Here is a 12,241-nt window from a genome sequence, read left to right as displayed (position 1 = left end):
TGCGATGGCCAGCAATCGCGCGCCCGCCAGTCCGGCCGAAGTATTGTGCTTCGGCGCGGCTGAGCGCCCCCGAATTGCCACGGCACTCGCTGGTTACGGCCTAGTCGTGCGAGAACTGGCGGCCAAAGCCGAGATTCCCGGTTCTTACTGGGGCGCCCCCGAGGCTGGCCTGGTCGGCAACCAGTTGCTGGTGCGACCTGACACCCCGGTGCATTCCGCGCTGCACGAGGCCTGTCACTTCATTTGCATGGATGAGCAACGCCGCGCGACACTCCACACCGACGCCGGCGGCACTGTGGCGGAGGAAAACGCCGTCTGCATGCTGCAGATTCTCATCGGCGAGCAATTGCTCGGTATCCCGCGCGCCCGGCTCTTTGCCGACATGGATGCCTGGGGTTATTCCTTTCGCCTTGGCAGCACCCGGGCCTGGTTCGAGCAAGACGCCGAGGATGCCCGCGACTGGTTGCTTGACGCTGGCCTCATCGACCAGGCCAGCAAAGTACTGGTGCGCCGCATGACCGCTGCAAACACCTCATCAAAAGATGCCACGCGGCTATAATCGAGACCATCGAGAGAATCGTTTGGCACTCGCAAAGATTCCGTTCCAGTGCCTAAGAACCAGAATCCTGCAGCTTCCAAAGGAGCACCGCCCATGACCGCCAACCTTCACCACCGCAGGTCAGGCCATCGTCCGATGACAGGCATCCTGCTTTCATCGTGTTTGATCGGCGCCCTCCTCGCATTCCCCCTGACCGAAAGCTTGGCGCAGTCGCCCTCAGACAATGTCCCGGCGACAGGCGCACCTGATCAAACCGCTGCGCCCATTCCGCCATCCCAGTGGTACGGCTATGGCCCAGGGCCCATTCCCGGCCAATACTCTAACCAGTACCCAAGCCAATACCCCAGTCAATACCATGGCCAGTACCCCAGCCAAACGCCCTACCCGCCCAGCGCCTATGCGGGCTATGGACCGAGCCGCAGTCGGGCTGCTAACACCCAAGGCGCCGCGCGTTTTTCCCGCTCTATGCCCGAGTTGGTGCGTGACATCACCGACCAGGGGTACCGACTTACAATCCGGCTCGCCCCCGATCAGAAGGCCGCGGACATTCAGATCGAACCACGCGGTCGTGGCCTTTTGATCAGCAGCAAAAGGGAGCGCGTCAGCCGCTCGGAGCAACACAGCCAGGACGGGGCCGGGTATCGTCGCAGCTTTAGCTTCTCGAGCGGCGGCTTTCAGCGCCGCATTGGTGTCCCACCGGATGCCGATCTCAGCGCCATGACGCGCAGCAACGACGAAAACGCGGTGGTGCTGATCCTGCCGCGACGCTAATCACAGCGTTCAGGGCTCTGACTCCATGCGCATTCGACTCGAAGCCATTGGCTGTCGGCTCAATGAGGCCGAAGTCCAGCGCTGGGCGCGAGAATTCCAGGCGCTCGGCCACCAACCCATCAGACAGGCCTGCAATGAGTCCTGCCGTGAGGACAAAGACGCCGAACAGCCGGGCGATCCTCCGGTCGATCTGCTGGTCGTCAATACCTGCGCCGTCACTGCCGAGGCCGTGCGTAAATCGCGCCAACTCCTGCGACGGGTGCAGCGCCAGAATCCACGCGCGCGCCTGATCGTCAGCGGTTGCGCCACGGCGCTGGACGAAGCGGGGGTGGATCACTCCGGGATTGACCTCAGCGCCATCGACCTGCTGATCCCCAATGCCGAGAAGGATCGGCTGGTGGAGATCGCGCAGCTTGAGCTGGCCCTGCCGGTCATGCCCGCCACGGCAGAAACCGAGGCGGTCAATCCCCTGTTTGCGCGCGGCCGCCAACGGGCATTCGTCAAGATACAGGACGGCTGCCGTTACCAGTGCACCTTCTGCGTGACCACCATCGCACGCGGGCGCGAACGCAGCCGCAGGCTGGAAGACATTGTCGCCGAGGTGCGCACCGCAACGGATGTCGGCGTTCAGGAGGCCGTGCTAACGGGCGTGCATGCCGCGGGCTATGGCGCTGACCTCGGTTATCGGCTCGAGGATCTGATCGCGGCTGTGCTGTGCGATACCGACATCCCACGGCTGCGCCTGGGCTCGGTCGAACCCTGGGGTCTGGATGATCGCTTCTGGCGCCTGTTCGAGAACCCGCGACTCGCGCCGCATCTGCACTTGCCGCTGCAGAGCGGGTCCGATCGCATCCTGCGCCACATGGCTCGACGCTGCGACACCGCAGCCTACCGCGCGCTGATTGCCCAGGCGCGCGCATCAATCCCCGATTTCAATCTCACCAGCGACATCATCGTCGGCTTTCCTGGCGAAACCGATGACGATTGGCACCAAACTCTGGACACTGTCGCGGAGATTGGTTTCGGCCACTTGCATATCTTCAACTACTCCCGCCGCCCAGGCACTCGCGCTGCCGAGATGCCTGACCAGTTGCCCGAGAACATCAGACGCGAGCGCGTGCGGATACTGCAACAACTCGCCGACAGGTTAAAGACCGAGGCCTTGCGAGCGCAGCTCGGACGCACCGACACTGTACTCTTCGAACGCGAACTGTCCGATTCGGGCGGCGAGACGGCTTTTGGCTACACGCTCAACTATTTGCCGGTGCGTCTTCAGACGAGCCAGACAACGCAGGCCAGCGGGTGGCAAAACCGCATCGCCCCCGTCGTCCTGACCGACGTCAGCCCAGATGGCAAGGCACTGATCGGCTTACCACTTTTTGAGGCAAATGCCGTTCCCCGACAAGGCGAGTCCCGGCGTATGGCAGAAACCCTTGCGCATTAAACGGAGAAGCACTTTGGTGAATTTTCCTTACTCGGGGACGCTCGCGTTATACTCCCCTATAGAATCGCAGAGAACGCAGGTCTGTGACGGCTCGCCGTCTCCCCGAACGCTGCCGTCCGCCGCGCGATGCATCAGACCAAGGCTCATGATCCTGGGCAGCCTGGACCATGACACCCTGTCACTAGGGTAAAGGCAGCAGAAACCGACCAACGCCCCTTCCGGAGCGAAAAGGATGAACGACACTCTGAGTAAAATTCGCCAAAAGGCTGAACAGGGCGGCGAGTCTCAGATGCAGCAAAAAGAGTCGAAAGACTCAAGCGCAGCCGCTCGTGCCAAGGCCGCCGAGCCACTCCTCACGGCCTTTCGCGATATCCAGAACGAATTTGTCAAAGTCGATCTGCTCAAGCAGATCTGGCCGACTGATTTCGACCGCCGCAACGACCGCTTAGCGGGCCTGATCGCCGAGGTGCTCGGCGGTCCGCAAGCTCCGCATGGCATCAAACTCATGGTGCCCGGTGGGTACCGGAGCTTTTCGGTCGACTTCGCTGGCGATGGCACGCTTCAGTACACTTCGGCGCGGGAGCCTTATAGCGGTCGCGCACAGTACGTCCATTTCCAGAACGAAGAACAATGGATGGAGTTCTTCTATAAGACAATGGCCTACATTCTCGAGGTCTGATCGCCCCTTCCACCTGCGCAATCGGCCAAGGCTTAATCGCGGTCTCGCTCCATCAGAGCGCCGATCTTCTGCGCGTCCGGCTTCTCAACCACGCCGCGCTCGGTCACGATGGCATCGACCAGCGCGGCTGGCGTTACATCAAACACCGGATTGCGCGCCACCGCCCCTTCAGGCGCCAGGCGCTTGCCGCCGCAGGACAGCACTTCATCGCTCGCGCGCTCTTCGATCGGAATCTCCGCGCCACTGGCAACGGACAGGTCGATGGTCGAGGTCGGTGCCGCGACCATGAATTTCACCCCGAAATGTCGCGCCAGAATCGCCAGGCCGAAGGTGCCGATCTTGTTGCACACATCACCATTGGCGGCGATGCGATCAGAGCCGACGATGACCCAGCCGATCTCGCCCCCGGCCATCAGGCTGGCGGCGGCGCCGTCGGCCTGCAGGGTGACTGGAATGCCGGACTCCATTAGCTCCCAGGCGGTCAGGCGGCTGCCCTGCATCCAGGGTCGGGTCTCGTCAGCATAAACGCGAGTGATCTTGCCGGCAGCATGGGCACTGCGCACCACACCGAGCGCGGTACCATAGCCACCGGTGGCCAGGGCGCCGGCATTGCAGTGGGTGACCACGGCGGTTGGGGCCTTGATAAGCGCCACCCCGAGCTCACCAATGCGCTGGTTGGCGGCAATATCCTCGGCATGGATGCGCTTGGCCTCGGCCAGCAGCGCCGGCACCGGGTCGAGATGATCCAGCGTGGCCATAAAGGCGCGCATGCGCTCAATGGCCCAGAACAAATTGATCGCCGTTGGGCGCGCTGCGGCGAGTTGCTGCAGGTCGGCCTCGATGCGCTCGTGCCAGTGATTGCCGGCATCCGCCACCCGCGCACGCGCCGCGAGCACCACCCCATAGGCCGCCGCCACGCCAATGGCTGGCGCGCCGCGCACCACCATGTCGGTGATGGCCGCGGCGGTCTGCTGCACGCTCTCACAGGTGATGAAGGCTGTGCGCTCCGGCAGCAGCCGCTGATCGAGCAGATACAGGCGCTCGTCCTGCCAGAGCACCGCGTGATCCGGATGAGCGACCAAGGCGTTTGTGGTTTCCATGTTTGCGACCCTTATGGCACAGTAGCGGGCCGATCCCGCGGCGCGCCATTGTTAATCTTTTAACCGGTTCGCTCAAGCCCGCCGATTCCCGGGCAGCATGAGACGGCGAAGACCCCAGAATCCCCCGCGGATCGGCCATCGCATTTCCCCTTCGAGATAGCTCCCAATGAGGCCTGAATGGACGTTGAACTCCTGATCCATGCAGACTGGATTTTGCCGGTCGACGCCGAGGACAGCACCCTCGCGCAACACAGTATTGCCATCGAACGCGGGCGCATTGCCGCCTTGCTACCGCGCGCCGAGGCACAAGCGCAAATTCAGGCCCAGACCAACCTGACGCTCGCAGGGCATGCGCTGATCCCCGGGCTGATTAATGCCCACACCCATTCGCCCATGACGCTGCTGCGCGGCCTCGCCGACGACCTGCCGCTGATGACCTGGCTGCACGAGCACATCTGGCCCGCCGAGGGGCGCTGGGTCGATCCGGACTTCGTCGCCGACGGTACCCGGCTGGCGCTGCTCGAAATGCTGCGCGGCGGCATTACCTGCTTCAATGACATGTATTTTTATCCGGAGGTCACCGCCCGGGTCGCGGCAGAGGCGGGCATGCGCGCGCTCATTGGCATGATCGTGGTCGATTTTCCGACCCGCTACGCCGAGAACCCCGAGCAATACGTCAGCCGCGGCCTGTCGCTGCACGAGCGCTACCGCGACCACCATCTAATCCGCACCGCCTTCTCGCCCCACTCCCCCTACGCAGTCTCCGAGGAGCCCCTGCAACGGGTCGCGACTCTGGCCGAGGAGCTGCAGGTGCCAGTGCATATCCACCTGCACGAGACCCGCGACGAAGTGACCCAGTCCCTGCGCGATCATGGCGAGCGCCCGCTGGCGCGGCTTGACCGGCTCGGCCTGCTGAGCCCCTTGCTGGTCGCCATTCACATGACCCAGCTCGACGACAGCGAGATTGATCGCCTGGCACAAAGCGGCGCCCACGTGGTGCACTGTCCGGAATCCAACCTCAAGCTCGCCAGCGGCTTCTGCCCGGTCGCCAAGCTGCTCAAGACCGGCGTGAATGTCGCCCTGGGCACCGACGGTGCGGCCAGCAACAACGACCTCAACATGCTTGGCGAGATGCGCACCGCCGCTCTGCTCGCCAAGGGCGTGGCCAGCTCAGCCTCGGCCCTGCCGGCGGCAACGGCACTGCGCATGGCCACGCTCAATGGCGCGCGCGCACTCGGCATGGATGAGGAAACCGGCTCGCTCGAGGTCGGCAAAGCCGCCGACCTGGTCGCCCTGGACCTGCGCGACCCGCATACTCAACCGCTATACAACGCCTGCTCGCAGATCGTCTATGCCGCAAGCAGCCACCAGGTGCGTCATGTGTGGATTTCCGGACAACAGGTGATTCGCGACGGCGAGCCGCTCACGCTTGAGCCCGAGAGAGTGCTGAGTGAAGCCCGCGCCTGGGGCGAGCGCATTGCCGAGGCTCCAAAGCCCTGACTGCCACGCGCAACAAAAAATCCTTGCAAAAACGACTGCCACCCGTAGTCGCAGACGCTTTCGGGCTGCTATACTGTCAGGACAGATTGACATCCATGTGAATTGACACTTTGAGCAACCCGGCGCCCAGCCCCACAACATCCTCCTCGGGAACTCTCTCCGGAGCCCAGGCAAAACCGCTGGCTGTCGTTATCGGCAGCGGCTTCGGTGGTTTGGCAGCAGCCATTCGCCTCGGCGCGCGTGGCTATCGAGTCACCGTGCTCGAGAAGCTCGACGCCCCTGGCGGGCGCGCCTATGTGCATCACATCGACGGCTACAGCTTCGACGCCGGGCCGACCATCATCACCGCGCCCTTCCTGTTGGAAGAGTTATGGAACCTGTGCGGCCGGCGCTTCCAGGATGACATCGACCTGCGCCCGATGGACCCCTTCTATCGGATTCGCTTCGACGATGGCGATATCTTCGATACCAATGGCGATGCCGAGGCCATGCGCGACCAGGTCCGGCGCCTGGCGCCGGGGGATGTCGCCGGCTATGACCGCTTCATCAAAACCAGCAAGAACATCTTCCGCGTCGGTTTCGAGGAGCTTGGCCATGTGCCCTTCACGCACTGGACCGACATGGCGCGCATCGTCCCGAAAATGGTCGCGTTGCAGAGCTATCGCAGCGTCTACAGCATGGTCTCGAGCTTCGTCAAAGACGAGCGCCTGCGCGTAGCCTTGAGCTTCCATCCACTGCTGATCGGCGGCAATCCTTTCTCGGTCACTTCCATCTACGCGCTCATCTCGTATCTGGAGCGCCATTGGGGCGTGCATTCTGCCATCGGCGGCACCGGAGCCATTGTGCAAGGCCTGGTGAAGCTGATCGAAGGCCAGGGCGGCAGCATCCGCTATAACGCCGAGGCTGCAGAAATCACCACGGCCAAAAGCGCAGGCAACAACAAAGGTAAGCCCCGCGCTAACGGCGTGCGCCTGACCAATGGCGAGACGGTCCCGGCCGAGATCGTCGTCTGCAACGCCGAGGTGGCCTGGACCTACCAGCACCTGCTACCCTCGGTGAAACGCCAGCGCTGGACCGACGCCAAGCTGAAAAAAGCACAGTATTCCAACGGGCTCTTCGTCTGGTATTTCGGCACCAAACGCCAATATCCGGATGTTAAGCACCATACGATTTTGCTCGGCCCGCGCTATCGCGGCCTGCTCGATGACATCTTCCATCGCAAAGTGCTGGCGGATGATTTCAGCCTCTACCTGCACCGCCCGACGGCCACCGACCCATCCGTGGCGCCCGAGGGCTGCGACACCTTCTATGTCCTCGCCCCGGTGCCCCACCTCGGTGCCGATGTCGACTGGGCCGAACGCGCCGAGCCTTTCCGCGCGGCCATCGCCAAACATCTCGAAAATACCGTGCTGCCTGGGCTAAGCGACAACATCGCCGTCTCCCGGGTCACCACACCCAAAGATTTCGAACAACGCCTGCTCTCGACCATGGGTGCTGGCTTTAGCCTGGAGCCTGTTCTCCTTCAGAGTGCCTGGTTCCGTCCCCACAACCTGAGCGAGGAAGTCGACCGGCTCTATTTCGTCGGTGCCGGTACCCATCCCGGCGCCGGTGTACCCGGTGTGATTTCTTCCGCGCGCGTGCTCGATACGGTGGTCCCCGATGCCTCTGTTCATCAATGATTCCAGCTTCGCCGATCCGGCCGATCTGCTCGCCTGCCGCAAGCTTCTGAGCAACGGCTCCAAGTCCTTTTACGCTGCCTCCTTCTTCCTGCCTAAACGGCTGCGCGAACCGGCCACAGCGCTCTATGCTTTCTGCCGCCTGGCCGACGACGCCATTGACGACAACCCCGAGGATCATCAGGTGGCACTCGCCGGCCTGCGCGACCGCCTCGACCGCGCCTACCGGGGCGAGCCGATCAACGACCCGGCCGACCGCGCCTTCGCCGGTGCCATCGAGCGCTTCGACATCCCGCGCGAGCTGCCCGAGGCGCTGCTGGAAGGCTTCGAATGGGATGCCGAAGGCCGGGTCTATCAAGACCTGTCCGGCGTTTATGCCTACTCCTCGCGGGTCGCCGCCGCCGTCGGCGCCATGATGGCCGCCATCATGGGCGTACGCTCCCCCTCGGTGCTTGCCCGTGCCTGCGACCTCGGCACCGCGATGCAGATCAGCAACATCTGCCGTGATGTCGGCGAGGATGCGCGCAACGGCCGCATCTACCTACCGCTTGATTGGCTGCGCGAGGCGGGTCTGGACCCCGACGCATGGCTGCAACGCCCGGTCTTCAACGAGGTCATCCGCGACGTCGTCAAACGCATGCTCGACACCGCCGATGAGCTCTACCAGCGCGCCGAGGCCGGCATCGCCAAGCTGCCCACCAGCTGCCGTCCGGGCATCTATGCCGCCCGCCTGCTCTATGCCGAGATCGGCCAGGAAATCGCCCGCAACGGCTATGACTCAGTCTCCCAGCGCGCAGTCGTCAGTCCGGCACGCAAGATGACCCTGCTCGGGCGCGCCATGGCGGTCACGCCCCTACCCATAAAAGCCGTCTGCACAGCCGAGCCACTGGAAGAAAATCGCTTCTTGGTCGATGCGCTGGCGATCGAAGACCCGGAACTGACGGATGGCACCGTCAGCGGCAAGGTACTCTGGGTGCTGGACCTTTTCCACCAGCTCGAAGAACGCGAGCGCGCCCAAGCCGGTGGCTTAAATCAGGCAGCCGCCGTCAGCAGCTAATACCCCATGCCCTCCATCCTCGGCCTCGTTTTCACAGCTTTTGGAATTTGGTACCTGTTTGCTGCATTCAGGCGTCGCAACGAGGTACTGCGGCAGCGCACTGAGAGACAGGCCGCAAGGGAGGTAAGCGACCATGGCGGGTCTCAGCAGAAGCTGGACCCAACCACGCCCGCGGATGACGCCCCGCGCCCAAACCCAAGCATGCAGCGCTTTGCCAGCGGCTGCGCCCCGGTCGTCGCCCTGGCGGTCGTGATGGGCGCACTCGGCGTTGCCGCCATCGCGCTGGTGATGGACGGGCCAAGGCGCATTTCCATTTTCGATATTCTGAGTCTGCTCTTCTTTGCCGGCGCCTTTGCATACTCGCTGATGATGCAAACCTTCTACAGCAGCGCCTTCACCTCAGCCGAAGACAACCCCGACACGTCATCAGCGCAGGATTCTGAGCCAGAGAGTGGCGACAAGGGAGGGGAAAGTTGATTGCTTTCGGAAATACCGAAGGGGGGTTACCGCAGGGGGAATACCGCCGGGAAGGCGTCGAGGATTCTAGAGTCTGGTAATTGACGTCGTCGGCGGCTGATCGATCATGACCTTGCGGAGGTAGCATAAGACCTTCGTCAACCGAAGGATGTCGTCATGGTCCATTCTTGCGTCAATCCGCAAATTCAATGTCCCATCGGTATAGTTGTATAAGTCCGTATGCAAATAATTCGGACTCTTGAGGTCTCCCTCGATTTCCTTCAACTTCGCGGCAACCTTCCTAACTTGGTCGTGGTATTCAGTCATCGATCTCCCCTGCAGCTTGTTAACAGGGCGCAGGAATCAAGCCCGCAAAACGCCAACAAATACCCGCCTGACACGAATACTAAAACCCGGCGCCGAGATGGATTCTATCAGTCGCCAAGGGAAGCCGCCACTGAAACCTGATCAGCTACGCACGGCCCTAGCTTACTGAGTTTGCGAGAACTGGTGCCGAAAACTCTGCGACCAAAGCGCTTGAAATTTGGTGCCCAGGGGCGGAATCGAACCACCGACACGAGGATTTTCAGTCCACTGCTCTACCAACTGAGCTACCTGGGCGTGCAGAAATGACGGGTGGGCACTGGGGAATTGCGCCGCGACCGAAGCCTGCTATTACAGCGCTTTTTGCTCTTTGGGTCAAGACCAGCAGGCAGATTTTCCGCTTTGTCGTATTGGCGCGTCACGGGATCAGGCTGTGGACTTGCGTCGGTCGCTACTCGCTTATTTGTCATATCCCGCCAGATCAGAACCCCGGCCCAAAACGCGCCACTCACACCCGCCCAGAAGAGGCGGGATCAGAACAGCCAGCTGGATCGTCACGCAGTCACGCTTGAAGCACTCGCCCCATAGAGTTACACTTTGAAGTGTAACTCTATGGGGATCTGAGAATGCAAGCCACAACCAAAGACCTTCGCCTGCACACCCGCGAGCTGATCGCCGCCACTGAGCGCGGTGAGCAGGTGATCATCACCTTTCGCGGCAAGCCCCGCGCAATGCTGACGGCATTCGAGGCACCGACTGCCCCTCGTTCAGAGCGCAATCCCGCCTTTGGTCTTTGGGCCGATGCCAGCGATGGGGAAAGCCTCGATGTTGACGAAGAAGTCCGGGCGATGCGCAAACCGCGGAGTTTCGCCTGATGCTCATCGACACGGATGTCCTGATCTGGAACCTTCGCGGCAATGCAACGGCCGCGGATCTGCTTGACCATGCGGGAGGGTTTATCTTGTCCGCGATCACCTACATGGAACTGATCCAGGGGGTACGAGACAAAGCGGAGTTGAGCCTCTTGCGCAGGTCGCTCAATTACTGGAATGCAAATATCCAACCACTGGATCAAGAAATCTCTGGCAGAGCGATCTTCTTGATGGAGGCATACGCCCTCAGTCACGGTCTGCAAATGGCCGACGCGCTGATTGGCGCCACCGCCGTTTCATTGGGCGCGACCTTGGTCACCGCCAAAGATAAACACTACCGCATGATCGACGGGCTGGAGATTGAAGTGTTCAGACCCTAGCTGGCCAGTCCCGGCTGTTTCACAAGCGCCCTTAAGATCGGGTCGGCGGTTCTCTATCAGTCGCCGGCGATGGTCATGCGCTCGATCAGCCAGGAGCCGGTGCGGGTGCTGCCGGGGTAGTCGCAGTCGTTGCCGACGGCGACCAGGTTCTGGAACATGGTCTTGAGGTTGCCGGCGATGGTGACTTCTTCCACTGGGTACTGAATCTCGCCGTTCTCGATCCAGAAGCCGGAGGCGCCGCGCGAATAGTCGCCGGTGACGATGTTCACGCCCTGCCCCATCAACTCGGTGACGAACAAGCCGGTGCCCAGCTCGCGCAGCATGCCGTTGCGGTCGAGCTCGCCCATGCCGATACTGAGATTGCGCGGGCCGCCGGCGTTGGCGGTGCTGGTCATGCCCAAGCGGCAAGCGGAGTAGTGATCGAGCACATAGCTTTGCAATTCACCGCCAGTGACGAAGTGCTTGGCCCGGGTGGGAAGACCGTCGCCATCGAAGGGTGCGCTGGCCAGGCCGCGCGGGAGATGCGGTTGCTCGAAGACCTCCACCCAGGATGGAAAAATGTGCTCTCCGAGCTGATCGAGCAGGAAGCTCGACTTGCGGTACAGGTTGCCGCCGCTGATGGCGCTGACCAGTCCGCGCAGCAGGCTGGTGGCGACATCGGCGCGAAACAGCACCCGGGCCTTGCAGGTGCCGATGCGTCGGCCGCCGAGCCGCGCCACCGTGCGCCGCGCCGCCTCGCTTCCAACCTCAGCCGCTGCCTGCAGGTCCTCTGACGCACGCGCGCTGGTCCACCAGTAGTCGCGCTGCATCTGGTCGTCTTGCCGACCGACCACGGCGCAGCTGATGCCATGGCGGGTGCTGGGATAGCCGCCGATGAAGCCATGGCTGTTGCCATAGATTTTCAAGCCGGCATGGGTTGAAAGGCTGGCCCCGTCGGAGTTGACGATGCGCGGGTCGGTGGCGCGGGCCGAGTCTTCGCAGGCGATGGCCAGCGCTGCGGCATCATCGACGCTCAGCGCCCAGGGGTGGTGCAAATCGAGGTCGAGCACCTCGGTCGCCATCATGGACGCCTCAGGCAGTCCGGCGCATGGGTCCTCCTGCGTATGGCGGGCGAGATTGCAGGCACGCTGCACCGCATCGCGCACAGCCGCCGGGCTGAAGTCCGAGGTACTCGCCGAGCCGCTGCGGCGGCCAAAATAGACCGTGATGCCAAGCCCGTGGTCGCGCGTATGCTCGACCGTCTCGACTTCGCCGAGCCGCACCGAGATCTCAAGCCCGGTGCTGGTGGTCACCACCGCCTCGGCGGCGCTGGCACCGCCACGCTTGGCCTCGCCGAGGAGGTCCTCAAGCGTCTGGCGCAATCCGGCGAGTTGTTCGCCCTGCTGATCGATGGTGCAGGCAGTGGTCATGGAATCCTTCATCA

The 12,241-nt window shown here is 62.7% G+C and carries 12 protein-coding genes and 1 tRNA gene; 10 read left to right on the top strand and 3 right to left on the bottom strand.

The annotated features are described in order from the left end of the window. Positions 1-4 precede the first annotated feature (4 nt). From Thiosp_RS09010 to Thiosp_RS08995, 4 genes are all read left to right on the top strand, one after another. Positions 5-559 carry a hypothetical protein gene (locus Thiosp_RS09010; RefSeq protein ID WP_242518711.1) on the top strand — a complete coding sequence of 185 codons (555 nt, stop codon included), beginning with the start codon at positions 5-7 and terminating at the stop codon, positions 557-559. 93 nt (positions 560-652) lie between these two features. Further along, a complete protein-coding gene (locus Thiosp_RS09005) occupies positions 653-1,330 on the top strand; it encodes a hypothetical protein (protein WP_201067891.1) in 678 nt (225 codons plus the stop codon). 25 nt (positions 1,331-1,355) lie between these two features. Continuing rightward, the gene (locus tag Thiosp_RS09000) at positions 1,356-2,774 is read left to right on the top strand and encodes a MiaB/RimO family radical SAM methylthiotransferase (protein WP_201067892.1); all 1,419 of its coding nucleotides are present in this window, start codon (positions 1,356-1,358) and stop codon (positions 2,772-2,774) included. A 232-nt stretch (positions 2,775-3,006) separates the two neighbouring features. Continuing rightward, positions 3,007-3,453 carry a hypothetical protein gene (locus Thiosp_RS08995; protein ID WP_201067893.1) on the top strand — a complete coding sequence of 149 codons (447 nt, stop codon included), beginning with the start codon at positions 3,007-3,009 and terminating at the stop codon, positions 3,451-3,453. A gap of 32 nt (positions 3,454-3,485) precedes the next feature. Here the strand turns inward: Thiosp_RS08995 and mtnA are convergent, their stop codons facing one another. Then, entirely contained in the window at positions 3,486-4,553 is a 1,068-nt protein-coding gene (mtnA, locus tag Thiosp_RS08990) for an S-methyl-5-thioribose-1-phosphate isomerase (RefSeq protein WP_201067894.1), read from the bottom strand. A 177-nt stretch (positions 4,554-4,730) separates the two neighbouring features. Between mtnA and Thiosp_RS08985 the strand changes: the two genes are divergently transcribed. The 4 genes from Thiosp_RS08985 to Thiosp_RS08970 all read left to right on the top strand — a co-directional run bounded on the left by Thiosp_RS08985 (position 4,731) and on the right by Thiosp_RS08970 (position 9,263). Further along, positions 4,731-6,053: a TRZ/ATZ family hydrolase gene (locus Thiosp_RS08985; protein WP_201067895.1), complete on the top strand. Its 1,323-nt coding sequence runs from the start codon at positions 4,731-4,733 to the stop codon at positions 6,051-6,053. 110 nt (positions 6,054-6,163) lie between these two features. Continuing rightward, positions 6,164-7,732, top strand: a complete 1,569-nt coding sequence (locus tag Thiosp_RS08980) for a phytoene desaturase (protein ID WP_201067896.1) — start codon at positions 6,164-6,166, stop codon at positions 7,730-7,732. Then, a complete protein-coding gene (locus Thiosp_RS08975) occupies positions 7,713-8,786 on the top strand; it encodes a phytoene/squalene synthase family protein (protein ID WP_201067897.1) in 1,074 nt (357 codons plus the stop codon). The genes Thiosp_RS08980 and Thiosp_RS08975 overlap by 20 nt, the downstream gene beginning before the upstream one ends. Positions 8,787-8,987: 201 nt before the next feature. Beyond that, the gene (locus Thiosp_RS08970; protein WP_201067898.1) at positions 8,988-9,263 is read left to right on the top strand and encodes a hypothetical protein; all 276 of its coding nucleotides are present in this window, start codon (positions 8,988-8,990) and stop codon (positions 9,261-9,263) included. A 524-nt stretch (positions 9,264-9,787) separates the two neighbouring features. Here the strand turns inward: Thiosp_RS08970 and Thiosp_RS08965 are convergent. Continuing rightward, a tRNA-Phe gene (locus Thiosp_RS08965) sits at positions 9,788-9,863 on the bottom strand. A 329-nt stretch (positions 9,864-10,192) separates the two neighbouring features. On the opposite strand from Thiosp_RS08965, the gene Thiosp_RS08960 reads away from it, so the two are divergent. Continuing rightward, complete coding sequence (locus Thiosp_RS08960; protein WP_201067899.1) at positions 10,193-10,441, top strand: type II toxin-antitoxin system Phd/YefM family antitoxin; 249 nt, start codon at positions 10,193-10,195, stop codon at positions 10,439-10,441. After that, positions 10,441-10,818, top strand: coding sequence for a type II toxin-antitoxin system VapC family toxin (locus Thiosp_RS08955; RefSeq protein ID WP_201067900.1), 378 nt, complete (start codon positions 10,441-10,443; stop codon positions 10,816-10,818). Before Thiosp_RS08960 ends, Thiosp_RS08955 begins: the two co-directional genes overlap by 1 nt. Before the next feature lie 56 nt (positions 10,819-10,874). Here Thiosp_RS08955 and pmbA read toward each other — a convergent pair whose 3' ends face one another. Further along, positions 10,875-12,227 carry a metalloprotease PmbA gene (gene pmbA / locus Thiosp_RS08950; RefSeq protein ID WP_201067901.1) on the bottom strand — a complete coding sequence of 451 codons (1,353 nt, stop codon included), beginning with the start codon at positions 12,225-12,227 and terminating at the stop codon, positions 10,875-10,877. Positions 12,228-12,241 lie beyond the last annotated feature (14 nt).

Source organism: Thiorhodovibrio litoralis (assembly GCF_033954455.1).
Taxonomy (GTDB): domain Bacteria; phylum Pseudomonadota; class Gammaproteobacteria; order Chromatiales; family Chromatiaceae; genus Thiorhodovibrio; species Thiorhodovibrio litoralis.
Note: the sequence above shows the minus strand (reverse complement) of the source record. Positions and strands in the feature narration are given on the sequence as shown.